This is a genomic window from Fictibacillus nanhaiensis, from assembly GCF_019801215.1.
GTDB lineage: Bacteria > Bacillota > Bacilli > Bacillales > Fictibacillaceae > Fictibacillus > Fictibacillus nanhaiensis_C.
In genome coordinates this window covers 34,513-59,909 of the sequence record NZ_JAHVJO010000007.1, presented here as the reverse complement: position 1 = coordinate 59,909, position 25,397 = coordinate 34,513, and the positions used below count along the sequence as shown (strand labels likewise).

Here is a 25,397-nt window from a genome sequence, read left to right as displayed (position 1 = left end):
GTTCAGTGATGATGGCGAAGAGGTCACACCCGTTCCCATACCGAACACGGAAGTTAAGCTCTTCAGCGCCGATGGTAGTTGGGGGTCTCCCCCTGTTAGAGTAGGACGTCGCTGAGCAATGAGGAAGATGGATGAATATCCATCTTCTTTTTTTGTGTTTTAAAAGAATCAATGAGATATAAAAGAAAAAATGAAGAAGATGGCCAAAACCATCTTCTTTTTTGTATTTTACAAGGTGAAAGCAGCGTAATCAGCATGGTTACCTCATTCGATGGGAGAACAAAAGCCCTAAACGATAAGTTAAAGGCCTTCAAATACGTTTCTAGGCCCTCAAATCAACTTTAAAGGCTTTTCGACAAAAACGCTTCCTCATGATAACCGATACAAAAATCTTTTCGACAAACTCCCCACAAAGACCCATCAAAAAGGATAAGAACTGCACAAAATCCGGCTTCTTTTTATTTCCAAACAAACCTCCAAAAGCACCATCTTTTCGACAGGATCATACAGGTTAAAGAACTGGATAGGGGGTAATAATGGGGACATAGAGATTTGCATTTTCGTCAAAAAGCAGGCTATAATAACAATATAGTCAAAGTTAGTCAAAGTCAGAAGGGGGAGGGGAAATGAGGAATATTTCAGACGTGATTGAAAATTATTTAAAGCAAATTCTCTCAGGCACCAATGATTTGTCCATTGAGATAAAACGGACAGATATTGCTGAAAGGTTTCAGTGCGTTCCTTCTCAAATAAATTATGTAATCAACACGAGATTTACGATTGAAAAAGGTTTTGTAGTGGAAAGTAAAAGAGGTGGAGGCGGTTATATCCGGATTATGAAAGTCCGTACCGAAAGCTCTGCCCATCTCATCGATCACTTAACCACTCTGATCGGTGAAAGGATATCACAGGGGAACGCAGAAAATGTAATTAAGAGACTTTTGGAAGAAGAAATCATCCGTGAACGCGAAGCGAGGCTCATGCTAAGTGTTATGGATCGTTCAATTCTAAAACTTAATCTTCCAGAGAGAGATGAATTACGCGCAGAACTATTAAAAGCTATGATAAAAACATTAAAATATCGAACCACATAGCCCTTTTTTTCATTCTATATAAAAGGAGGGAGCAGAATGAATTGTGAAGAGTGCCATGAACGGGAAGCGTCATTGCATTTTACAAAAATCATAAATGGGGAGAAAACTGAATTTCACATTTGTGAACATTGTGCCAAAGAAAAAGGAGAATTCCTGCCGGGGTCGAATTCATTTTCCATTCACCAATTGCTTTCTGGTCTTTTACATGGTGATGGACATGTTCCGAATACTCCATCATCCAACTTTATTCCACCATCATTAGCATGTGAAAAATGCGGGATGAGCTATTACCAGTTTGCCAAAATAGGCCGTTTTGGATGTGATCATTGCTACAAAGCCTTTGACTCGAAATTAAACCCTATCTTTAAACGAGTTCATGGCGGCAACACCTTACATGCAGGGAAGATTCCGAAACGGGCAGGAAGCAGCATTCAAGAAAAAAAGCAGCTTCAGCAATTAAAGCAAGCTATGCAGCAGTATATATTAAATGAGGAATTTGAAAAAGCTGCGGAAACAAGGGATGAAATCAGAGGAATCGAGAACCGTTTGCAGCAAGGGAGGGATTCGTAAGCGATGTCTTTGGAACGATTTATCAGTGATGCGATCAGTCCCTGGATGAAAAGGGAAGGACCAGAATCAGATATAGTTCTTTCAAGCCGTGTCCGCCTTGCAAGAAATGTCCAACAGTTTGTTTTCCCCATTGTTGCACAAAAAGAATCGGCATATGAACTGATTGAAACGGTTGAAGCATTTTTAGCAAAAGAAAAAAATGAAGCCGAAGCAGGAAATTTGGAAATACTGATGATGGAAAAGTTAAAACCCATCGAAAAACGGGTACTTGTTGAGAAACACCTGATTAGTCCAAATCTTGCGGAACAAGCAAAATATGGTGCGGTATTAATGAATGAAGATGAGTCCGTGAGCATCATGCTGAATGAAGAGGATCATATCCGAATTCAATGTTTAGCACCGGGGTTTCAGTTAGAAGAAGTGCTTCATAAGGCAAACGAGATCGACGATTATTTTGAAAAAAATGTGGATTACGCATTCGATGAAAAACGAGGGTATTTAACTAGCTGTCCAACAAACGTAGGTACAGGATTACGTGCTTCGGTTATGATGCACTTGCCCGCTTTAGTTCTTACAAAAAAGATGAGCCGCATAATCCCTGCAATTAACCAGCTTGGTTTAGCTGTGAGAGGGATTTACGGGGAAGGAACAGAAGCACAAGGTAATATATTTCAGATTTCAAATCAGATGACACTTGGTAAGTCAGAAGAGGATATTATGGAAGACCTAGCAAGTGTTGTTATGCAGGTGATTCAGCAAGAACGCGCGGCAAGAAAACAGCTGCAGGACGGTTTGAAATTACAGCTTGAAGACAAGTTATATCGTTCATTAGGAACATTGGAGAACAGCCGGATTATCCAATCGAAGGAAGCTGCTAAATGCTTATCAGATGTGCGGCTTGGTATCGATTTAGAGATTTTAAACGGAATATCTAAAATGATTCTAAATGAACTTATGATACTTACACAACCAGGTTTTCTTCAACAATATGCAGGTGAAGTTCTAACTCCAGAAGAACGTGACATAAGAAGAGCCACATTAATCAGAGAAAGAATAAAATTGGAAAACCGATAAGGAGCGTGAAGAGTATGATGTTTGGCCGTTTTACAGAGCGAGCTCAAAAAGTATTGGCATTAGCACAAGAGGAAGCAATCCGATTGGGTCATAACAATGTTGGAACAGAACATATTTTGTTAGGATTGATCAGGGAAGGCGAGGGTATTGCTGCAAAGGCCTTGCAAGTACTTGGCTTAGGTCCTGACAAGATTCAAAAAGAAGTAGAAACGCTGATTGGTCGTGGACAGGAAGCTGTTCAGACGATTCATTATACACCACGTGCTAAAAAGGTAATTGAGCTTTCGATGGACGAAGCTCGTAAACTAGGACATTCCTATGTGGGGACGGAACATATTTTATTAGGGTTGATTCGTGAAGGTGAAGGCGTTGCAGCCCGAGTTTTGAACAATCTTGGTGTCAGCTTAAACAAAGCGCGTCAGCAAGTACTTCAACTGCTAGGAAGCAATGAATCTTCTTCCAGCCATAGAGGATCTTCTGCTAGTGCGAATACGCCTACATTAGATAGCTTAGCGAGAGATTTAACGGCGATTGCACGTGATGGTACACTAGATCCGGTTATCGGTCGTGCAAAGGAAATTCAGCGTGTCATTGAGGTCTTGAGCCGCCGTACTAAAAATAATCCTGTGTTAATCGGGGAGCCTGGTGTAGGTAAGACAGCCATTGCGGAAGGACTTGCACAGCAGATTATAAATAATGAAGTTCCGGAAACACTTCGCGACAAGCGAGTAATGACATTAGATATGGGTACGGTTGTAGCGGGTACAAAATATAGAGGTGAATTTGAGGATCGTCTGAAAAAGGTAATGGATGAGATCCGACAAGCTGGGAACATTATTCTTTTCATTGATGAACTTCACACATTGATTGGTGCGGGTGGAGCAGAAGGTGCGATTGATGCATCAAATATTTTAAAACCAGCACTTGCCCGTGGCGAACTACAGTGTATTGGTGCTACGACACTTGATGAGTATAGAAAATATATTGAAAAAGACGCTGCACTCGAACGCCGATTCCAGCCGATTACGGTTAATGAGCCGACGAAGGATGAGAGTATCCAGATTCTTCAAGGACTTCGTGACCGATATGAAGCCCATCATCGTGTAACGATTACTGATGATGCGATTGAAGCGTCCGTTCAATTATCTGACCGATACATCTCAGATCGTTTCTTACCGGATAAAGCGATCGATCTCATTGATGAAGCAGCATCTAAAGTGCGTCTTCGCTCTTATACGGCACCACCGAATTTAAAAGAGCTCGAGCAGAAGCTTGAAGAAGTTCGCAAGGAGAAGGATGCAGCTGTTCAAAGTCAGGAATTTGAAAAAGCAGCTTCACTTCGCGATTCTGAACAGCGTTTACGAGAAGAGCTAGAAAAAACAAAAGACGTTTGGAAAGAGAAGCAAGGAAAAGAAAACACTGAAGTAACACCGGAAGATATCGCACAAGTTGTATCTTCATGGACAGGAGTTCCCGTTTCAAAGCTTGCTGAAGAAGAAACAGAACGATTGCTCAAGATGGAAGAAATTCTGCATGATCGGGTAATCGGTCAATCTGAAGCGGTAACGGCTATCTCAAAAGCGATTCGACGAGCGCGTGCCGGATTAAAAGATCCGAAACGTCCGATCGGCTCCTTCATCTTCTTAGGGCCGACGGGTGTAGGTAAAACAGAGCTTGCTCGCGCTGTAGCTGAAACGCTGTTCGGGGATGAAGATGCGATTATCCGAATCGACATGTCTGAATATATGGAGAAACATACTACATCTCGACTTGTTGGTTCACCTCCAGGATATGTCGGACATGAAGAAGGCGGTCAGCTAACGGAGAAAGTAAGAAGAAAGCCATATTCTGTTATCTTGCTTGACGAGATCGAGAAAGCACATCCTGAAGTATTCAACATTTTACTTCAAGTGCTTGAAGATGGCCGACTTACAGATTCAAAAGGTCGTACAGTCGATTTCCGAAACACGGTAGTCATCATGACTTCAAACGTAGGTGCGAGCACGTTAAAACGTAATCGCTCACTCGGATTTGCGGTCCACAACGAAGGTCAAAAATACAACGATATGAAATCCAAAGTAATGGATGAATTGAAGCGAGCGTTCCGACCAGAATTCTTAAACCGTATTGATGAGATCATCGTGTTCCATTCTCTCGAAAAAGAACACCTCTTAAAAATTGTGAGACTTATGTCCGACTCTTTGAAAAAGCGTCTGAGTGATCAAGGAATCGAAATCGAACTTTCTCAAGCGGCTTTAGAGAAGATCACGGATGAAGGGTATGATCCTGATTATGGTGCTCGCCCGTTAAGAAGAGCTCTTCAACGGAAAATTGAAGACCGTTTATCTGAAGAACTTCTAAAAGGGAACATCAACAAAGGGCAGACGGTAAAGATTGATGTGGAAGAGAATGACTTTGTAGTAGAAACGGTATAAAGAAAAACATCAAATACAGCTCATCGGAAACGACAGGATATAACAGATGATGCTTAATATGAATAAAAGATACAAATGAAACCCGGAAGACAGTCATGTCCTCCGGGTTTTTGTCGAAATAATTCTTACGTTTCGCCTTTTTTTGCAGAGCGCAAATGGAAAGAGTTGTTAGGTTTTATGTTATGATATGAGTGAATAACTATTTTTATTTTTATCATTTAATGGTTGTATATATAAAAGCTTCAAATTGTATAAAAAAGCGTGTTTTATGGTGTGAAGTTAGGAAGAGGAGTTTTTTTGATGGCGAAAGTAAAATCAATCTTTCTTTGCCAGGATTGCGGCTATGAATCTCCAAAATGGATGGGGAAATGTCCGGGTTGCCAGGCGTGGAATACGATGGTAGAAGAGACGATCCGTCCTGAAAAAAGTGTGAGAGGACTAAGCTCTGGAGATTCGAACCTCAAGCAAAGACCACAGTCGATCGTAGAAATAAAAAGTGAGCAGGAACCTCGAATTCCTACAAACTATCAAGAGTTTAACCGTGTATTAGGCGGGGGAATCGTTCCAGGCTCTTTAGTTTTAGTTGGAGGGGATCCGGGAATCGGAAAATCAACCCTTCTCCTGCAAACTTCGGCCCAACTCGCTCAAAAAGGGGAACGTGTTCTCTACATATCTGGTGAGGAATCTGTAAAGCAAACAAAGTTAAGAGCGGACAGACTTGATATTGCAGCAAAAGATTTATTTGTTTTAGCAGAAACGGATATGGAACTGATCGAACAGGCGATGAGTGACGTAATGCCATCTGTCATGATCATTGACTCCATACAAACCGTATACCGGTCAGAAGTGACATCGGCACCAGGAAGTGTCTCCCAAGTTAGAGAATGTACCTCCCATTTAATGCGGATGGCCAAAACAAAAGGAATTGCTATTTTTATCGTTGGACATGTTACAAAAGAAGGAAATATAGCAGGTCCTCGTCTCTTAGAGCATATGGTGGATGCCGTATTGTATTTTGAAGGCGAAAGACATCATACTTTTCGAATCTTAAGAGCGGTAAAAAACCGATTTGGCTCAACAAATGAAATTGGTGTATTTGAAATGAAGGAAGAAGGACTTGAAGAAGTATTGAATCCTTCTGAAATATTTCTAGAAGAGCGATCAAAAGGGGCAGCGGGCTCAACGGTTGTAGCTTCACTTGAAGGTACCCGCCCAATGCTTGTTGAACTTCAGGCGCTCATCTCACCAACAAGTTTTGGGAACCCTAGAAGAATGGCAACAGGTATAGATCATAGCCGCGTCTCTTTATTGATGGCTGTATTGGAAAAAAGAGTAGGACTGCTGCTTCAGAATCAAGATGCATATTTGAATGTGGCAGGCGGAGTAAGACTGGATGAACCGGCGATTGATTTGGCTGTTGCGGTAAGTATCGCTTCAAGCTTTAGAGATGCACCTACAAAGCCCACAGATGTTATGATAGGGGAAATCGGATTAACTGGAGAAGTACGACGAGTTTCGCGAATTGAACAACGCATACATGAAGCAGCAAAGCTAGGATTTACGCGTGCAATTATACCTGATAAGAACATAGGTGGATGGACTGTGCCTAAAGGAATTAAGGTCGTAGGTGTATCTACCGTTTATGAGGCATTACAAGCAGCGTTAGGAGGGTAAAGCATATTATGGATCATGCGATTAAAGAAGCGATCATTAGCCAGATGCTACAGCTCGTTGCCCCCGGAACACCGCTTCGGGAAGGAATCGATAACGTTTTGCGGGCGAATACCGGCGGACTTATTGTTGTTGGCTATAATGATAAAATAAAAGAAATCGTCGACGGCGGTTTTTCAATAAATTGTAAGTACTCGCCAGCATCCCTTTATGAGCTTGCTAAAATGGATGGTGCGATTATTCTCAATGAAGATGCAGCGAAAATACTATTTGCAAATACACAGCTGATACCGGATACGGTTATTCCTTCTACTGAAACAGGAATCCGGCATAGAACGGCAGAGCGGGTTGCGAGACAGACAGGTAACCTAGTTATCTCCATTTCTCAGCGCCGAAACGTCATCACTCTATACCAAGGGATGATTCGTTACTCGCTAAAAGAAATTGGTGTTATCTTAACCAAAGCAAATCAGGCCATTCAAACGCTTGAAAAATATAAAGTCGTTTTTGATCAAAGTGTTACCAATCTTGGTGCGCTTGAATTTGAAGAGCTCGTCACTTTCCAGGAAGTAACTCAAGTTATTCACAGAATTGAAATGGTTTTACGCATAAAAAATGAAATCATTAAATATGTTAATGAACTTGGTGTTGAAGGAAGACTGATCAGAATTCAGATGGAGGAGCTCGTTTCCAACATCGAGGAAGAAGCTTTGCTCCTTATAAAAGATTACATGAAGGACAGTGAAAGTGATCCTTATGCGATTCTTCGCCAATTAAACAAACTTTCCAGTGAAGAATTATTTGATGAATCCGTTATTATGAAACTTTTAGGCTTTTCAGCCGGTATGAACATACAGGATGAGACAATCCATCCTCGCGGGTATCGAATCCTTGGGAAGATTCCAAGACTTCCAGCTGTAATTATTGAGAACTTAACAGATGCGTTTGAAAACCTTCCACAAATCTTAAGAGCTTCGATCAATGAGTTGGACGAGGTAGAAGGAATTGGGGAGATTCGAGCTAGGAAAGTAAAAGAAGGCTTAAAAAGAATACAAGAACAGCTTTTCGTAGATCGTCACATTTAGCTCCTTTGAGAAAAGGCAAGAATACAAAAGGCTAAAAATATTAATAAAAATATCCATTTGCTACGTTTTTAAAGCAGTCATTTTGTAAATAATGATTAGGGGAGGTGAATCAGGCATGCTAAAAAGAATTGTTCAATTGTTTTTTATAATCATAGGGGGCATGCTAGGCTATCTGTATATTCCAGATCTCATTCGTGTTCTTAACTTTGGTGACTTGCCGAATCAAGTAACATCCCCATATGTTGGGGCAGTGATTGGTGCACTTATATTATTTTTATCTACATTTTGGCTGTCCGATTACGTGGTAGGATTAATTCGTTGGGCAGAAGAAACGGTAGTTAAGGCCCCTGCAACGGATCTGTTATCAGGAACGATGGGACTTATTTTCGGACTTATTGTCGCTTTTTTAATCCAATCGCCGCTTAACAACATGGATATTGTCGTTGTAAGCTCAATCTTGCCTATCGCGATAACGTTCTTACTCGGTTACTTAGGATTTCAAGTCGGTTTTAAAAAGAGAGATGAAATGATTCAGCTCTTTTCATTAAACCGCCAAGGAAAAGAACGAAAGAAAGAAGTGGAGAGCGAAAAGCCTAGAGGTACGTATAAGATTCTGGATACGAGTGTTATTATCGATGGACGTGTGGCAGATATCTGCCAAACTGGCTTTTTAGAAGGTCCGCTTATTATCCCTCGTTTTGTTCTAGAAGAGCTTCAGTATATCGCCGACTCTTCAGATGTGCTGAAACGCAATAGAGGTCGCCGTGGCTTGGATATTTTAAACCGTATCCAAAAAGAGCTATCGATGAAAGTCGAAATCTATGAAGGTGACTTTGAGGAAGTAACCGAAGTTGACAGCAAGCTTGTAAAACTCGCTCAGCTATTAACGGGTGTAGTCGTGACAAATGATTTTAACTTAAACAAAGTGTGCGAACTGCAAAATGTTGCGGTTCTTAACATCAATGACCTTGCTAATGCGGTAAAACCAGTCGTCCTTCCAGGAGAAGAACTCGTTGTACAAGTAATTAAAGACGGGAAAGAGCAGAATCAAGGTGTTGGCTATCTAGATGATGGAACGATGATCGTTGTTGAAGATGGACGAGAATATATAAGCAAAACGATTGATGTTGTCGTTACTTCTGTTCTTCAGACATCAGCAGGACGAATGATTTTTGCTAAAAAAAAGCTGTTAGAAAAAGCATTGTAATGAACGGTGGGGAAAGCACGTGAATTATTGGACAGTAATTCCTGCAGCCGGACAAGGCAAACGAATGAATGCTGGTGTTGCTAAGCAATGGATTGAGCTTTTAGGAAGACCCGTTCTGGCACATACACTTGACGTTTTTGAAGATGACCCTGATTGTACGGGGATAATCCTTGTTGGCAGCAAACAGGAATTAAAGCAGATGCAAGATTTTGTTCAAACCTTCCAATATACAAAAGTGCGCCATATCGTTTCAGGCGGAAGTGAACGTCAGCAAAGTGTGTACGAGGGAATAAAGAGGGTTCCAAAGGATTCTGGACTTGTCCTCATCCACGATGCTGCACGTCCTTTCATCACAAAGCATCATATTAACGAGCTCGTTGAAAAAGCGGCTGAAACAGGCTCTGCGGTTTTAGCTGTTCCGGTAAAAGACACGGTGAAACGGGTTGTTAACGATCAGGTGGAAGAAACGATCGACCGATCCAGCTTGTGGGCTGTTCAAACCCCGCAAGCTTTTCGTCTTTCTATCGTAAAAGAAGCACATCGAAAAGCGGAAGACGAAGGCTGGCTGGGAACGGATGATGCGAGCCTTGTGGAACGATTTGGACATATAGTCGCTATTGTAATGGGAGACTATCATAATATAAAATTAACTACGGCAGATGACTTGTTATATGGAAAAGCGATTCTTTTAGATAGACAGGGGGAAAAAGCATGATGCGTATCGGACAAGGTTTTGATGTTCACGCCTTTTGTGAAGACCGCCCATTGATTATTGGCGGCGTAACGATTCCTTATGAAAAAGGACTTTTAGGACATTCCGATGCGGACGTACTGCTGCATGCAATTACAGATGCACTGCTAGGAGCAGCGGGTGAAGGAGATATTGGCAAGCATTTTCCTGATACAGACCCTGCATATAAAGGTGCTGACTCGAAGCGTTTACTTCTAGATTCATGGAAACTTGTCGAGAAAAAAGGGTATCGTTTAGGGAATATAGATTGCACCATTATTGCTCAAAAGCCAAAGATGCTGCCATATATTGAAGAGATGAGAGCAGTCATAGCCCGGATTTTCGAGGTTTCTCCCGACCAAATCAATGTAAAGGCAACAACAACAGAGAGATTAGGATTTCCGGGACGCGAAGAAGGCATTGCCGCTCAAGCGGTTGTGTTAATTGAAAAAGCTTAAAATTTTATATCTATAGAGGTGAAGCAGGATGGCAAACGAAGTTCGAGTACGTTATGCACCAAGTCCAACAGGACACTTACATATTGGGAATGCACGAGCGGCTTTATTTAATTATTTATATGCACGCCACACAGGCGGAAAATTCATTATTCGAATTGAAGACACGGATCAGAAACGCAACATTCAAGGCGGAGAAGAAAGTCAGTTAAACCACTTGAAATGGCTCGGTATGGATTGGGATGAAAGCGTAGATATCGGCGGAGACTACGGTCCTTATCGCCAGATGGAACGCTTAGATCTTTATGAAAAGTATACAGATGAACTTCTTTCAAAGGGTCTTGCATACACTTGTTATTGTACGGAAGAAGAGCTTGAAGCGTCTCGTGAAGAGCAAATGGCAAAAGGGGTTACACCTGTATATGACGGCCGCTGCCGAAACTTATCGGTTGAAGAAAAAGCGGCGCTTGAAGCAGAAGGAAGACGTCCTAGCATCCGCTTCTTAGTACCGCAAGATCGTACAGTAACGTTTGACGATATGGTTAAAGGTGAAGTTTCGTTTGAATCAAGCGGCTTTGGTGATTTTGTAATCGTAAAGAAAGACGGTGTCCCGACTTACAATTACGCGGTTGTTATCGATGATCATGAAATGGCGATCTCTCACGTACTGCGTGGTGATGATCATATTTCAAACACGCCTAAGCAGCTTTTAATCTATGATGCGCTAGGATTTGAACATCCGAAGTTTGGTCATACAACGTTGATCGTTAATGAAAACCGAAAGAAATTAAGCAAGCGTGACGAGTCCATCGTACAATTCATCGAGCAATATAAAGATTTAGGATACCTGCCAGAAGCGTTATTTAATTTTATCGCTCTTTTAGGCTGGTCACCAGGCGGAGAAGAAGAGATCTTCAGCCGTGAACAGTTTATCGAAATCTTTGATCCTAGCAGGTTGTCTAAAGCGCCAGCTGTTTTTGATACGCAGAAACTGGAATGGCTGAACAATCAATATATGAAGCAGCAAAATGTGGAGCGCATCGTTGAACTTTGCTTGCCTCATCTTATCAAAGCTGGAAGAATCTCTAAAGATCTAAGTGAACAGGAACAAGAATGGGTAACTAAGCTTGTCGCTCTTCACCAAGAAAAGATGAGCTATGGCGCAGAAATTGTAGACCTTACTGAGCTGTTCTTTAAAGAGGAGATCGAGTATGAAGGTGAGGCTCTGGAAGTTCTACAAGGAGAAGATGTACCATCAGTGATGGAGGCTTTCTTAAGTCAGGTTGAGAATAGTCAATCGTTTGAAGCGGAAGACATTAAAGCGATGATGAAAGCTGTTCAAAAGGAAACCGGGCAAAAAGGGAAGAACCTGTTCATGCCCATCCGTGTTGCTACGACAGGTCAGCAACATGGTCCAGACTTACCAGCTGCTGTTTCTCTTTTAGGGAAAGACATCATTGTAAAACGCCTAAATGCTGTTTTATCAAAAACTAATAAGTAATAAAAGTACACATTTTGCAAAGATTATAATATAGTAAAAGAAACTTAAATTTAAAGGTAAAAACGTAGATGAGGAAAGTAGGCTGGCGCCTTTTCATAATAGAGAGAACCATCATCGGCTGAAAGTGGTTTATGAAGAATGCCTGCTGAAGTGCCCCTCGGAGTCTCATGCTGAAAAAAGAGTAGGCTTGAGCGGATTCTCCCCGTTAAGGAGCTTAAGGGAACAGGTGAGTACAATAAACCTGTTAAACAGAGTGGAACCGCGTCTAATTCAACGTCTCTGTGTCATTCGGCACAGGGGCGTTTTTTATTTTATTTTTAGCCGTTTCCGCAAACATTTTTTCTCTATTAGAAGATGTTGATTTCCAATCCAGGATGCTCGCTTCAACTAATCAAGGAAGAGCATTCCACAAAAAATGTTTACTAATACAATCTTTTAGAAATGAGCCTATTTTTATTAAGCAAGGAGGTTGAGGATATGTTTTCAGCCATGAAAGAAGATATTAAGGTTGTTTTTGAAAAGGATCCAGCAGCGAGAAGTTCGCTTGAAGTGATATTAACGTATTCTGGGTTGCACGCGGTATGGTCGCACAGATTGGCACATAAGCTTTTTAAACGAAATTGGTTGTTCTTAGCTCGAATCATCTCTCAGATCAGCCGGTTCTTTACAGGTATTGAAATACATCCGGGTGCACAGATCGGAAGGCGCTTCTTTATCGATCACGGAATGGGAGTCGTTATTGGTGAAACCTGTATCATCGGTAATGACGTGACGTTATATCAAGGAGTCACACTAGGCGGAACCGGTAAAGAAAAAGGGAAACGGCATCCAACGTTGGAGGATGATGTCTTAGTTGCTACAGGCGCCAAAATATTGGGATCCATTACAGTAGGGAAAAATTCAAAAGTCGGAGCGGGTTCGGTTGTATTACAAAATGTACCGCCTAACGCTACCGTTGTCGGTATTCCGGGACGCGTCGTAATTAAAGACGGGAAAAAGGTTGGCTGTGACCTTGATCACCGTGACCTGCCAGATCCAGTTGCTGATAAATTCAGAGAACTGCATGAGGAAATGAGAAAGTTATGTGAAGAGTTGGAAAAACTGAAAAAAGGGAGTGAACTTTAATGAGTATTGTCATTTATAACACATTGACTCGTCAAAAGGAGCCTTTTGTACCGTTAGAAGAAGGAAAAGTGAAGATGTACGTTTGCGGACCGACTGTATACAATTATATTCATATCGGTAACGCCCGTCCTCCCATTGTATTTGATACGGTAAGAAAGTACTTGGAATATAGAGGATATGAAGTTCAATTCATCTCTAACTTTACGGATGTCGATGATAAGCTTATTAGAGCTGCAAATGAGATGGGCAGTGATGTGCCGACCATTGCGGAGAAATTTATCAATGCTTACCATGAAGACACATGTGCACTTGGTGTCGAAAAAGCAGACGCACATCCTCGTGTAACGGAAACAATGCCTGAGATTATCGAGTTTATCGAGAATCTGATCAGAAAAGGCTTTGCTTATGAAGCGTCAGGAGATGTTTATTTTAAAACACGTTCTTTTAATGGATATGGAAAGCTCTCTCATCAGTCCATAGATGATCTAAAGTCGGGAGCCAGAATAGAAATCGGAGAGAAAAAAGAGGATCCTCTTGATTTTGCCCTTTGGAAAGGTGCGAAAGAGGGAGAGATCTACTGGGAAAGTCCTTGGGGTAACGGCCGACCAGGGTGGCACATCGAGTGCTCGGCTATGGCAAAAAAATACTTAGGGGATTCCATCGACATACATGGAGGCGGACAGGACTTAGCATTTCCGCATCATGAAAATGAAATCGCGCAATCCGAAGCATTAAATGAAGCTCCGATGGCTAAATATTGGATGCATAATGGGTATATTAATATAGACAATGAAAAAATGTCTAAATCATTAGGAAATTTTGTGCTCGTTCATGACCTTGTTAAAGAGCAGGATCCACAAGTAATTCGTTTCTTTATGCTTGCTGTGCATTATCGCAATCCGATCAACTTTAGCAAAGAGCTACTTGATGCGGCTGAAACAGGCTTGAACAGAATTCGGACAGCGTATGAAAACTTAAAACACCGCTTAACCGTTTCGGCTGATTTAGCCGATGACAACGAGAAATGGACATCTGTGATCGATGGTACGAGAGCGCAATTCGTTGCAGATATGAACGACGATTTTAATACGGCAAAAGCCATTTCGACTTTGTTTGATTTTTCAAAGGAAGCCAATGTATATCTGCAGGAGAAAAATACGTCTAAAGCTATTATCACGAACTTTATCAGCCTTTTTGATGAGCTCTCAGGCGTACTAGGCTTAACGCTTCATAAGGAAGCCGAGCTTTTAGACGAACAAATCGAAGCTCTAATCGAAGAGCGGAATCAGGCACGTAAAGAAAAGAATTTCAGCCGTGCTGATGAAATCCGAGATCTTCTTAAAGAACAAAACATTATTCTTGAAGATACCGCACAAGGTGTTCGGTGGAAAAGAGACAAATAAATGAAACTTTCTGATGGTGATTTAAAACAACTGAGCGGGACAACGCTTGCCTATATGGGAGATGCAGTTATGGAACAGTTTGTCCGCGAGCATTTGATCCGAAACGGACAGGTGAAACCGAATAAGCTTCACGTGTCTGCGACAAAGTTCGTATCTGCCAAAGCCCAGGCAGGCATGATCAATCAGTTGCTCGAAGAACATTTTTTTACCGAAGATGAAGTGGCTGTCATCAAGCGGGGACGAAATGCTAATCAAGGCACCGTTCCAAAAAATACAGACGTTCAAACATACAGACATGCTACGAGCTTCGAAGCAATCATCGGATATCTGTATCTGTTGAAGAAGCATGACCGCTTAAAGGCGATCATGGATCAAATTCTTTTAGATAATTAGAATAGGGGGAGGGTTTAATAATGAGTGAAGATAGAGAAAAAGAACAAGAACAAGAACTGATAATTGGAAGAAATCCAGTTTTGGAGGTACTGCGCTCAGGGCGTGATATTAATAAAATCTTTGTAGGAGAAGGGTCTCAAAAAGGACCGGTAAGCACGATCGTTTCGATGGCTAAAAAACAAAATGTGCTTGTTCAATATGTGCCTAAGCAAAAGCTGGATTCATTAAGCGGCGGAGGAAACCATCAAGGCGTAGTAGCTGGTGTAGCAGCATACAGCTATGCTGATATCGATGACCTCTTTAAGGTTGCAGAAGAACGAGGTGAGGAACCATTCTTTATTTTGCTTGATGAACTAGAGGACCCGCATAATTTAGGGTCGATCATTCGTACAGCCGATGCGGTTGGTGCTCACGGTGTTATCATCCCCAAAAGACGTTCTGTCGGTTTAACGGCAACCGTTGCAAAAGCTTCAACAGGTGCGATTGAATACATGCCAGTTGTTCGTGTAACAAACCTTGTTCAAACGATGAAAGAGTTAAAGGATCGTGGAATGTGGTTTGCCGGAGCGGATATGAAAGGAAAAGAAGATTACAGAGAAGCAAAATGGGACATGCCTTTAGGGCTTGTTATTGGAAGTGAAGGAAAAGGAATGGGAAGACTCGTATCGGAAACGTGTGATTTTCTTGTCCAGCTGCCTATGAAGGGAAAGGTTACTTCACTTAATGCATCTGTTGCAGCGAGTCTTCTCATGTATGAGGTTTACCGTAACCGCTATCCGTTAAGCGCCCGAAAATGAAGACACGCCAGTATTTGATTGTTGATGGGTACAACATCATTGGCGCATGGCCTGAACTTCGAAATTTAAAACAAACCGATTTTGCAAAAGCTAGAGACCTGTTGATTGAATATATGGCAGAATACCAAGGTTCTACTGGATATGAAGTGATTGTCGTGTTTGATGCCCATCTCTCACCAGGTACTGAAAAAAAAACAAAAAACCATCGTGTGGATGTCATTTTTACACGTGAGAATGAAACGGCGGATGAGCGGATTGAACGGCTGGTCGGAGAGTTAAAATCTATTGAGACGCGCATATATGTTGCTACATCTGATTCAACTGAACAGTGGCAGATATTCGGAAAAGGAGCCCTTCGAAAGTCTGCCCGGGAATTAAAGAACGAAATGGACGAAATTCAAAAACAGATTCATGTGTCTGTCGGAGAAAGAAAAAGATCCCAAAACCCCTCATCTATCCATCTATCAGAGGAAATTGCCGAAATATTTGAAAGATGGAGAAGAGGGCAAAAATAAGGAATGTTGACGCTTTTGTGAAATATGAAGTATAATATTGCTATATTTTGCCGGTAAAAACCTGGTCGGGGGGATTGTCGTGAACATAGATCTCAAGGAACTGTCAGTAAGCGATTACGAGCTAATGGAAGATGAAAGCCTTGTGGAACTGGTTCATGAGGGAGACAGCGCAGCACTTGAATATTTAATCAATAAATATAAAAATTTTGTTCGTGCCAAAGCAAGGTCATACTTTTTAATCGGAGCAGACCGAGAAGATATTATTCAAGAAGGTATGATCGGGCTGTATAAAGCGATTCGTGATTTTAAAGAGGACAAGCTGTCATCCTTTAAAGCTTTTGCCGAACTCTGTATTACAAGGCAAATGATTACTGCTATCAAAACCGCAACAAGACAGAAGCATATACCGCTAAATTCCTATGTGTCGCTGGACAAGCCTATTTATGATGAAGAGTCTGACCGCACACTTATGGATGTTATTTGTGGTACAAAGGTCACTGACCCTGAAGAGCTTATTATCAATCAAGAAGAGTTTGATGATATTGAAGTGAAGATGGGTGAAATCTTAAGCGACCTTGAACGGAAAGTTCTTATGCTTTACCTAGACGGAAGGTCGTATCAAGAGATTTCAGTGGATCTCGACAGGCATGTGAAATCAATCGATAACGCACTTCAACGGGTAAAGCGCAAATTAGAGCGGTATTTGGAACTAAGAGAAATAACATCTTAAAAGCAGGGAGCCCTCCCTGTTTTTTGTTTTGTTCGTTATTAAAACTGTTCTCGTTAAGATTGCAGCAATTGTGAAGCCGTTGATTTCCGCTCCAGGCTGCTCGCTTTCCGAGGGGCATGCGGTGAGCCACCTCTCTGCTTCTCACCGTTATGAGTCTCACCTTGCGCTTCAATCAGCAGGAAGCACATTAAAGGATTGGTCCAAGTAACTTCAAACCAGTAAAATTATCGTACTTGTTTCTTGTTTGATAAATACCACAGGATAAAAATCAAGGAAAAAAGCATGCAGATCTTCGTTTTTCCCTTTATTGACAAGCGTATACCCCTATGTTAATGTTTTAAAAGTAACATTGTAACGTGGATGAGTGGGTTTGTCGCACGAAAGGTGTTTATTTAGCATGAGAAAAAAAGTATTTTTAGCCTGTAAGCAATGCTCAAAACGGAATTATACAACGATGAAAAACCAGCAAAACAATCCTGAACGAGTCGAGGTTAAAAAGTTTTGCAGCTACTGCAACGCTCATACCATTCACCAGGAAACGAAGTAAGCGAAGCAAGCTTTTTTTATAAATGTTTGAATGAATTAAAGGCATGGGGGTTTGTGAAGATGGCGGATGTTGCAGAAAAGACAAAAAAATCACCAGCAAAGTTTCTTTCTGATGTAAATAAGGAAATGAAGCGTGTCAGCTGGCCTAAGCGAAAAGAATTATTTCGCTATACGGGGATTGTACTGTCAACTGTAGTAGTTATGGCTTTGTTCTTCTGGGTTGTGGATCTTGGTATCTCACAATTAGTAGAGCTTATTTTAGGGTAGATTAGATACAGCTTCTTTTGGATAGAATGCTAGAGAATTATCCATTTTAGGAGGGAAAGGGCACGGGTCCCATCGTATGGAAAAAAATTGGTACGTAGTTCATACCTATTCAGGCTATGAAAATAAGGTAAAAGCAAACTTGGAAAAGCGTTTAGAATCTATGGGGATGACAGATAAAATTTTCCGTGTACTTGTACCTGTAGAAGAAGAGACCGAAACAAAGAACGGCAAGACGAAGACGAGCATGAAAAAGGTATTCCCGGGTTATGTGTTAACGGAAATGATCATGACAGACGATTCATGGTACGTTGTTCGAAACACGCCTGGAGTAACTGGATTTGTCGGTTCTGCTGGAGCGGGTTCAAAACCGACGGCGCTATTGCCTGAGGAAGTTGAACATATTCTTAAAGGTATGGGTATGGAAGCGCCTCGCGTTGAAGTAGATTTCGAGATTAAGGAATCTGTAAAGGTGAAAGAAGGTCCTTTTGCTGATTTCGTTGGAACGATTGAAGAGATCGACGCGACGAAACATAAGCTGAAAGTTCACGTCAACATGTTTGGCCGTGAAACACCTGTAGAGCTCGATTTTAATCAAGTTAGTAAGTTATAATGGAAAAAGACTTGTAATCACCACTAAAAGGTGATAGAATTTTTTATGTTTGATATTTCTAATCAACTGCTTCTTCTCTTTTAGGAGGGGAAGCGTATTTTTGAGTGGGAGGGTTTCGGCCCATAATACCACATCACGGACTTAAGGAGGTGTGTCGCGTGGCTAAAAAGGTTATTAAGATGGTAAAATTGCAAATCCCTGCTGGTAAAGCAAACCCGGCACCGCCAGTTGGACCTGCACTAGGACAAGCTGGGGTAAACATCATGGGATTCTGTAAAGAATTCAACGCTCGTACTGCTGATCAAGCTGGTTTAATCATTCCGGTAGAAATCACGGTTTTCGAAGACCGTTCATTTACATTTATCACTAAAACTCCTCCGGCTGCTGTTCTTTTAAAGAAAGCTGCGGGAATCGAGTCAGGTTCAGGTGAGCCGAACAAGAAAAAAGTTGCGACTGTAAAACGTGATAAAGTTCGCGAAATTGCAGAAACAAAAATGCCAGATCTAAACGCTGCTAGCGTCGAAGCTGCAATGCGTATGGTTGAAGGTACAGCGCGTAGCATGGGAATTGTCATCGAAGACTAATTCCATGATTGATGTCTAACAGGTTGCGAGTAAATGGATGAGATCCTGCCGGTAACACGGTTCGCAACCTTTATTCATGCGTTAAGGTTGTGCTTTGTAAAGAGCGCAATAAGTGGGAGGAATATCCGCTAAACCACATAAGGAGGACAATTACAATGGCAAACAAAGGTAAGAAGTACCAAGAAGCGGCTAAATTAGTAGACCGCACAAAAGCATATGAGCTTGCAGAGGCGATTGAGCTTGTTAAAAAAGCTGCACCTGCAAAGTTCGATGAGTCTGTAGAAGTTGCAGTTCGTCTTGGAGTAGATACTAAGAAAGCTGACCAACAAGTTCGTGGAGCAGTAGTGCTTCCAAACGGAACTGGTAAAACTCAACGTGTTCTAGTTTTCGCTAAAGGCGAAAAAGCGAAAGAAGCAGAAGCTGCTGGAGCAGATCACGTTGGAGATTCTGACTACATCAACAAAATCCAACAAGGTTGGTTTGAGTTCGACGTAATCGTTGCAACTCCAGACATGATGGCTGAAGTTGGTAAACTTGGACGTGTTTTAGGACCTAAAGGCTTAATGCCAAACCCTAAAACAGGAACAGTTACATTTGAAGTTGAAAAAGCAATTAACGAAATCAAAGCTGGTAAAGTAGAATACCGTGTTGATAAAACAGGTAACGTTCACGTTCCAATCGGTAAAGTATCTTTCGAAGCTGACAAGCTAGCAGAAAACCTTTCAACAATTATTGAAACATTGTTAAAAGTGAAGCCTGCTGCTTCAAAGGGAACTTACATGAAGAACGTAGCTATTTCTTCTACTATGGGACCTGGGATTAAAGTTAATCCATCTTCTTTCACTGTAAAACGATAGTTGACAAACGGGAATCTACCCGTTATATTATATACTGTTAAACACAAATGCATCAGATGAATGCCGTAGACAGTAGGAGCCAAATGGCTTAAACATTCCTGCCGAGGTGAAGCATCGATTAGCTCATTAGTTCTTTACTTATGACTTTTAGATACTCACGCCTCCATTGTCTATGACAGTGGAGGCTTTGTTTTTTTGAAACAAAACCTGCGGTGATGCAATCATTTTACAGGAGGTGTAATAATGAGCAGCATTTTAGAAACAAAAAAGCAGTTAGTATCCACGATTTCTGAGAAAATTCAAAAGAGCCAATCAACGATCCTTGTTGATTACCGTGGACTTACAGTTGCTGAGGTTACTGAACTTCGTAAGTCATTGCGTGACGCTGGAATCGAGTTTAAGGTTTACAAAAACTCAATGGTATCCCGCGCTGCTGAAGAAAATAACCTTAAAGAATTATCAGAGCATTTAACTGGACCTACAGCTATCGCATTCAGCAATGAAGACGTTGTAGCTCCTGCTAAGATCCTTAACGACTTCGCTAAGAAACACGATGCGCTTGAAATCAAGGCTGGTGTAATCGAAGGACGCATTGCTTCTCTAGAAGAAGTGAAAGCTCTTGCTGAACTTCCATCAAGAGACGGTCTTCTTTCAATGGTACTCAGCGTGCTTCAAGCACCTATCCGCAACTTTGCGTTGGCTACTAAGGCTGTTGCTGAACAAAAAGAAGAACAAGGCGCATAAGCTGAATCTTCAACCAATAACTTACATTCCATAAGGAGGAAATTATAATGTCAAAAGAGCAAATCATCGAAAGCTTAAAAACAATGACTGTTTTAGAGCTTAACGACCTAGTTAAAGCAATCGAAGAAGAGTTTGGTGTAACTGCTGCTGCTCCTGTAGCTGCTGCTGGTGGAGCTGCTGGTGGAGACGCTGCTGCTGAACAAACTGAATTCGACGTAATTCTTGCAAGCGGTGGAGCTTCAAAAATTAAAGTTATCAAAGTTGTTCGTGAACTTACAGGTCTTGGCCTTAAAGAAGCGAAAGAACTTGTTGACGGTGCTCCAAAGCCAGTTAAAGAAGGCGTATCTAAAGAAGAAGCTGAAGAAATCAAAGCTAAACTTGAAGAAGTTGGAGCTTCTGTTGAAGTTAAGTAATTCAAAAGAAAAGGTTCGCCCGATGGCGAGCCTTTTTGCTTGTTTGCTTCATTAAAAAGACGTTAAACAAAAAGGAAACGGGAATACTGTCTTTATCAGAAGGTAAGGAGAGTTGTTGTAAAAAATGAAAAATCATTATTATTCTGAAACACCAGGTACTGAAAGCAAGAGGGAAACATGGGAATTCGTATTAAAAGACACGAAGTTTCGATTTACGACTGATTCTGGCGTTTTTTCAAAGAAGGAAGTAGATTTCGGCAGCCGTGTATTAATAGATTCTTTTGTTGCACCCGAAGTATCAGGTGATTATATAGATGTAGGTTGCGGATATGGTCCTATCGGTTTATCGCTTGCGAAGGCGGAACCCGACCGCATTGTTCATATGGTGGATATTAACGAGCGAGCTATAGAGCTTTCGAAGTTAAATGCCGAGCAAAACAAAATTGATAACGTTAAAGTTAAAAAAAGTTATTTGTTTTCTGAAATAGAAGATGATGACTTTGCGGCTATCATTACGAATCCGCCGATCCGAGCAGGAAAAGCAGTTGTTCATCAAATTTTTGAAGACGCTCATGGAAAACTACGTGAGGGTGGCGAGTTATGGGTCGTTATTCAAAAGAAACAAGGTGCTCCATCTGCAATGGAAAAAATAGAAGAGTTGTTCGGGCAAGTTGAAACAGTTGCAAAGAAAAAAGGTTATTATATTTTGCGCGCAAGAAAAGTTTGACTTGATAAAACCCGTATGATAGTATTATAAAATGCCAATGGATTCGCATTTTCTTGCTTATTTTTCGTGGTAAGCGAATAAACGTTGATATATCAACGTTTTTTACTCATGTTTAGACGTATAAAATGTGAAAAAGTTGGACAAAATTATATAATCAGCTTTTATCAAAATAGGAAAACTGTGGTTTTAAGTTTATGAAACCCTTTTTCTTTTTGTTTTCTAATGTTCTTAATAGAATGTTAGATAGAAATAAGAAACACGAAAAAAACGCTGGATTTGAGGGGTGAAGCAGTTGACAGGTCAACTAGTTCAGTTTGGACGCCACCGCCAACGAAGAAGTTATGCAAGGATTAGCGAAGTGCTTGAATTACCAAACTTAATTGAAATTCAAACCGCTTCCTATCAATGGTTTCTTGATGAGGGGTTACGTGAAATGTTCCGAGACATTTCGCCGATTGAAGATTTTACAGGGAACCTCGTTTTAGAGTTTATTGATTATAACTTAGGTGAGCCGAAGTATCCTGTAGATGAATCAAAAGAGCGCGATGTTACTTACGCTGCTCCGCTTCGTGTGAAAGTGCGTCTGATCAATAAAGAGACGGGCGAAGTAAAAGAGCAAGAAGTATTTATGGGAGATTTCCCGTTAATGACAGATACGGGAACCTTTGTGATCAACGGGGCAGAGCGTGTAATTGTATCACAGCTCGTTCGTTCACCAAGTGTTTACTATAGCGAGAAGATAGACAAAAACGGTAAAAAAGGTTTTACCGCAACTGTCATTCCAAACCGCGGTGCTTGGCTGGAGTTTGAAACCGATGCTAAGGACGTAGTTTATGTGCGTATCGACCGCACAAGAAAAATCCCGATTACCGTATTGCTTAGAGCTTTAGGGTTTGGGTCTGATCAAGAAATCATTGATTTGCTTGGAGAAGATGAGTATCTGCGTAATACGCTAGATAAAGATAATACAGAAGGAACGGAAAAAGCCCTTCTGGAAATCTATGAACGCCTTCGTCCGGGAGAGCCTCCAACAGTAGATAATGCAAAAAGTTTATTAGATTCTCGTTTCTTTGATCCGAAACGCTATGACTTAGCAAATGTTGGACGTTACAAAATCAATAAAAAGCTTCATATAAAAAATCGTCTATTTAACCAGAAATTAGCTGAAACACTAGTTGACGCTGAAACGGGTGAAGTAGTTGCTGAAGCTGGTACATTGTTGGACCGCAGAACATTAGATAAGATTATTCCTGCTCTTGAAAGTGGTGTAGGCTTCAAAACGGTTACACCAGCAGGAGGAGTGGCAGAGGATCAAGACATCGCCCTTCAATCTATCAAAATATATGCGCCTGATGATCAAGAAGGTGAAAGAATCATTAATGTTATTGGAAACGGACTTGTTGATAAAGAAATTAAAAACATTACCGTTTCAGACATTATTGCTTCTATTAACTACTTCTTCAATCTTCTGCATCAAGTAGGTAATACAGATGATATTGACCATCTTGGAAATCGCCGTTTGCGTTCTGTAGGTGAGCTTCTGCAAAACCAATTCAGAATCGGTCTTTCAAGAATGGAGCGTGTCGTTCGTGAACGTATGTCCATTCAGGATACGAACGCGATCACACCACAAGCGTTGATCAATATTCGTCCGGTTATTGCTTCCATTAAAGAGTTCTTCGGTAGCTCTCAGTTATCGCAGTTCATGGATCAAACCAACCCGCTGGCTGAATTGACGCATAAACGTCGTCTTTCTGCACTAGGGCCTGGTGGTCTTACACGTGAACGTGCAGGCTTTGAAGTTCGTGACGTTCACTACTCTCACTACGGACGTATGTGTCCGATCGAGACACCTGAAGGTCCGAACATCGGATTAATCAACTCGCTTTCCAGTTATGCGAAAGTGAACCAATATGGCTTTATTGAAACGCCATACCGACGTGTTGATCCGGAGTCTGGTCATGTAACAAGCCGTATTGATTACTTGACTGCTGATGAAGAAGATCTTTACGTTGTAGCACAAGCAAACTCTTTGCTTGGCGAAAACGGAGAGTTCTTAAAAGAAGACGTTATCGCACGTTTCCGTGGTGACAACACTGTTGTTAAACGTGAACGTATCGATTATATGGATGTATCACCAAAACAGGTAGTATCCGCTGCAACAGCGTGTATCCCGTTCTTGGAAAATGATGACTCCAACCGTGCCCTAATGGGAGCGAACATGCAACGTCAGGCTGTACCTTTACTTGTTCCTGAATCACCAATCGTTGGTACAGGAATGGAACACGTATCTGCAAAAGACTCCGGAGCTGCAGTTATATGTAAGCACGAAGGAATTGTTGAGCGCGTTACAGCAAAACAAGTTCAAGTACGCCGAATTAAAGAAGTAGACGGCAAGGAAGTTTCTGGCGACCTTGACACATACAACATGCTTAAGTTTATTCGTTCCAACCAAGGAACGTGCTATAACCAGCGTCCAATCGTTAGCACAGGAGACCGAGTAACCAAAGGGGAAATCTTAGCAGATGGTCCTTCGATGGAAAAAGGAGAACTTGCATTAGGACGTAACGTACTTGTTGCCTTCATGACATGGGAAGGTTACAACTACGAGGATGCGGTCATCATGAGTGAACGTCTCGTGAAAGATGATGTTTATACATCGATTCATATTGAAGAATACGAATCAGAAGCTCGTGATACAAAGCTAGGACCTGAAGAAATCACACGCGACATTCCAAACGTCGGAGAAGATGCTTTACGTAATCTTGATGAGCGCGGAATTATCCGTGTTGGTGCAGAAGTAAAAGACGGTGATATCTTAGTTGGTAAAGTAACTCCTAAAGGGGTAACGGAATTAACGGCAGAAGAACGTCTATTGCATGCGATCTTTGGAGAAAAAGCTCGTGAAGTCCGTGATACTTCATTGCGTGTGCCTCACGGTGGCGATGGTATCATCTTGGATGTGAAAGTATTTAACCGTGAAGACGGCGATGAATTGCCTCCTGGTGTGAATCAGCTCGTTCGTGCATATATCGTGCAAAAGCGTAAGATTCACGAAGGGGATAAGATGGCTGGTCGTCACGGAAACAAAGGTGTAATTTCTAAAATTATGCCAGAAGAAGATATGCCTTACCTTCCAGATGGAACACCAGTTGACATCATGTTAAACCCATTAGGGGTACCTTCCCGTATGAATATCGGACAGGTATTGGAGCTTCACCTTGGAATGGCTGCACGCCAGCTTGGAATTCATGTTGCAACACCGGTATTCGATGGTGCACGTGAGGAAGATGTTTGGTCAACGATCGAAGAAGCCGGAATGGCTCGCGATGGTAAAACGGTACTTTATGATGGACGTACAGGTGCAGCATTTGATAACCGTGTATCAGTAGGGGTCATGTACATGATCAAACTTGCTCACATGGTTGACGATAAGCTACATGCACGTTCAACTGGACCTTACTCACTTGTTACACAGCAGCCTCTTGGTGGTAAAGCACAATTTGGAGGTCAGCGTTTCGGTGAGATGGAAGTATGGGCGCTTGAAGCATACGGCGCAGCATACACACTACAGGAAATTCTTACGGTTAAATCCGATGATGTTGTCGGCCGTGTGAAAACGTATGAAGCCATTGTAAAAGGTGAAAACGTTCCTGAACCAGGTGTTCCAGAATCGTTTAAAGTATTGATCAAAGAACTTCAATCTCTTGGAATGGACGTTAAGATTTGTTCTGGAGATGACAAGGAAATTGAAATGAGAGAGCTTGATGATGAAGACGATCAGGCAAGCGAGAAATTAAATCTAAATCTTGAGTCTTATACTTCGAATGACTAAAACAGGATATCAAAAGGGAGGTACGCTCC

25 protein-coding genes, 1 rRNA gene and 2 other annotated features are annotated in these 25,397 nt (G+C 41.5%); all 26 genes read left to right on the top strand.

Features of this window, described 5'->3' with window-relative positions; all coding sequences use genetic code 11:
• Window position 1: 1 nt before the first annotated feature.
• Window positions 2-117: ribosomal RNA gene (gene rrf, locus KUV80_RS17805) — 5S ribosomal RNA — on the top strand.
• Window positions 118-626: 509 nt separating this feature from the next.
• Window positions 627-1,094, top strand: a complete 468-nt coding sequence (locus tag KUV80_RS17800) for a CtsR family transcriptional regulator (protein ID WP_222464067.1) — start codon at window positions 627-629, stop codon at window positions 1,092-1,094.
• A gap of 36 nt (window positions 1,095-1,130) precedes the next feature.
• Window positions 1,131-1,664, top strand: a complete 534-nt coding sequence (locus tag KUV80_RS17795) for a UvrB/UvrC motif-containing protein (RefSeq protein ID WP_222464066.1) — start codon at window positions 1,131-1,133, stop codon at window positions 1,662-1,664.
• A gap of 3 nt (window positions 1,665-1,667) precedes the next feature.
• Complete coding sequence (locus tag KUV80_RS17790) at window positions 1,668-2,738, top strand: protein arginine kinase (RefSeq protein WP_222464065.1); 1,071 nt, start codon at window positions 1,668-1,670, stop codon at window positions 2,736-2,738.
• Between the two features lie 14 nt (window positions 2,739-2,752).
• A complete protein-coding gene (gene clpC, locus KUV80_RS17785; protein ID WP_222464064.1) occupies window positions 2,753-5,173 on the top strand; it encodes an ATP-dependent protease ATP-binding subunit ClpC in 2,421 nt (806 codons plus the stop codon).
• Window positions 5,174-5,473: 300 nt separating this feature from the next.
• A complete protein-coding gene (gene radA, locus KUV80_RS17780; protein WP_222464063.1) occupies window positions 5,474-6,847 on the top strand; it encodes a DNA repair protein RadA in 1,374 nt (457 codons plus the stop codon).
• Between the two features lie 8 nt (window positions 6,848-6,855).
• Window positions 6,856-7,929 (top strand): DNA integrity scanning diadenylate cyclase DisA, encoded by a 1,074-nt coding sequence (gene disA / locus KUV80_RS17775; RefSeq protein WP_222464062.1) that lies wholly within the window; start codon window positions 6,856-6,858, stop codon window positions 7,927-7,929.
• Window positions 7,930-8,044: 115 nt separating this feature from the next.
• On the top strand, window positions 8,045-9,136 hold the full coding sequence (locus KUV80_RS17770; RefSeq protein WP_222464061.1) for a PIN/TRAM domain-containing protein: 1,092 nt from the start codon (window positions 8,045-8,047) through the stop codon (window positions 9,134-9,136).
• A gap of 19 nt (window positions 9,137-9,155) precedes the next feature.
• The gene (ispD, locus tag KUV80_RS17765) at window positions 9,156-9,851 is read left to right on the top strand and encodes a 2-C-methyl-D-erythritol 4-phosphate cytidylyltransferase (protein WP_222464060.1); all 696 of its coding nucleotides are present in this window, start codon (window positions 9,156-9,158) and stop codon (window positions 9,849-9,851) included.
• On the top strand, window positions 9,848-10,324 hold the full coding sequence (gene ispF / locus KUV80_RS17760) for a 2-C-methyl-D-erythritol 2,4-cyclodiphosphate synthase (RefSeq protein ID WP_222464059.1): 477 nt from the start codon (window positions 9,848-9,850) through the stop codon (window positions 10,322-10,324). The genes ispD and ispF overlap by 4 nt, the downstream gene beginning before the upstream one ends.
• A gap of 28 nt (window positions 10,325-10,352) precedes the next feature.
• A complete protein-coding gene (gene gltX / locus KUV80_RS17755) occupies window positions 10,353-11,822 on the top strand; it encodes a glutamate--tRNA ligase (protein ID WP_222464058.1) in 1,470 nt (489 codons plus the stop codon).
• 56 nt (window positions 11,823-11,878) lie between these two features.
• Window positions 11,879-12,106 (top strand) — a binding site (T-box leader).
• Between the two features lie 193 nt (window positions 12,107-12,299).
• Window positions 12,300-12,947, top strand: coding sequence for a serine O-acetyltransferase (gene cysE / locus KUV80_RS17750; RefSeq protein WP_222464057.1), 648 nt, complete (start codon window positions 12,300-12,302; stop codon window positions 12,945-12,947).
• Window positions 12,947-14,350, top strand: a complete 1,404-nt coding sequence (gene cysS / locus KUV80_RS17745; RefSeq protein WP_222464056.1) for a cysteine--tRNA ligase — start codon at window positions 12,947-12,949, stop codon at window positions 14,348-14,350. Before cysE ends, cysS begins: the two co-directional genes overlap by 1 nt.
• A complete protein-coding gene (locus tag KUV80_RS17740; RefSeq protein WP_222464055.1) occupies window positions 14,351-14,743 on the top strand; it encodes a Mini-ribonuclease 3 in 393 nt (130 codons plus the stop codon). It abuts the gene before it with no gap.
• Window positions 14,744-14,763: 20 nt separating this feature from the next.
• Window positions 14,764-15,540: a 23S rRNA (guanosine(2251)-2'-O)-methyltransferase RlmB gene (gene rlmB, locus KUV80_RS17735; RefSeq protein ID WP_222464054.1), complete on the top strand. Its 777-nt coding sequence runs from the start codon at window positions 14,764-14,766 to the stop codon at window positions 15,538-15,540.
• A complete protein-coding gene (locus KUV80_RS17730) occupies window positions 15,537-16,055 on the top strand; it encodes an NYN domain-containing protein (protein ID WP_222464053.1) in 519 nt (172 codons plus the stop codon). Before rlmB ends, KUV80_RS17730 begins: the two co-directional genes overlap by 4 nt.
• Window positions 16,056-16,134: 79 nt before the next feature.
• Window positions 16,135-16,785 (top strand): RNA polymerase sporulation sigma factor SigH, encoded by a 651-nt coding sequence (sigH, locus tag KUV80_RS17725; protein WP_066285495.1) that lies wholly within the window; start codon window positions 16,135-16,137, stop codon window positions 16,783-16,785.
• A gap of 397 nt (window positions 16,786-17,182) precedes the next feature.
• Window positions 17,183-17,332, top strand: a complete 150-nt coding sequence (gene rpmG, locus KUV80_RS17720; protein WP_077365486.1) for a 50S ribosomal protein L33 — start codon at window positions 17,183-17,185, stop codon at window positions 17,330-17,332.
• A gap of 59 nt (window positions 17,333-17,391) precedes the next feature.
• Complete coding sequence (secE, locus tag KUV80_RS17715; protein WP_222464052.1) at window positions 17,392-17,598, top strand: preprotein translocase subunit SecE; 207 nt, start codon at window positions 17,392-17,394, stop codon at window positions 17,596-17,598.
• A gap of 76 nt (window positions 17,599-17,674) precedes the next feature.
• Entirely contained in the window at window positions 17,675-18,208 is a 534-nt protein-coding gene (gene nusG / locus KUV80_RS17710; protein ID WP_222464051.1) for a transcription termination/antitermination protein NusG, read from the top strand.
• Between the two features lie 158 nt (window positions 18,209-18,366).
• Window positions 18,367-18,792 (top strand): 50S ribosomal protein L11, encoded by a 426-nt coding sequence (rplK, locus tag KUV80_RS17705; protein WP_066238005.1) that lies wholly within the window; start codon window positions 18,367-18,369, stop codon window positions 18,790-18,792.
• 155 nt (window positions 18,793-18,947) lie between these two features.
• Window positions 18,948-19,649, top strand: a complete 702-nt coding sequence (rplA, locus tag KUV80_RS17700) for a 50S ribosomal protein L1 (protein ID WP_222464050.1) — start codon at window positions 18,948-18,950, stop codon at window positions 19,647-19,649.
• Between the two features lie 45 nt (window positions 19,650-19,694).
• Window positions 19,695-19,850 (top strand) — a sequence feature (ribosomal protein L10 leader region).
• 42 nt (window positions 19,851-19,892) lie between these two features.
• The gene (gene rplJ, locus KUV80_RS17695; RefSeq protein ID WP_222464049.1) at window positions 19,893-20,393 is read left to right on the top strand and encodes a 50S ribosomal protein L10; all 501 of its coding nucleotides are present in this window, start codon (window positions 19,893-19,895) and stop codon (window positions 20,391-20,393) included.
• Window positions 20,394-20,440: 47 nt separating this feature from the next.
• Window positions 20,441-20,806: a 50S ribosomal protein L7/L12 gene (gene rplL / locus KUV80_RS17690; RefSeq protein ID WP_222464048.1), complete on the top strand. Its 366-nt coding sequence runs from the start codon at window positions 20,441-20,443 to the stop codon at window positions 20,804-20,806.
• Between the two features lie 124 nt (window positions 20,807-20,930).
• On the top strand, window positions 20,931-21,533 hold the full coding sequence (locus KUV80_RS17685) for a class I SAM-dependent methyltransferase (protein ID WP_222464047.1): 603 nt from the start codon (window positions 20,931-20,933) through the stop codon (window positions 21,531-21,533).
• 292 nt (window positions 21,534-21,825) lie between these two features.
• Window positions 21,826-25,368 carry a DNA-directed RNA polymerase subunit beta gene (gene rpoB, locus KUV80_RS17680; RefSeq protein ID WP_222464046.1) on the top strand — a complete coding sequence of 1,181 codons (3,543 nt, stop codon included), beginning with the start codon at window positions 21,826-21,828 and terminating at the stop codon, window positions 25,366-25,368.
• Window positions 25,369-25,397 lie beyond the last annotated feature (29 nt).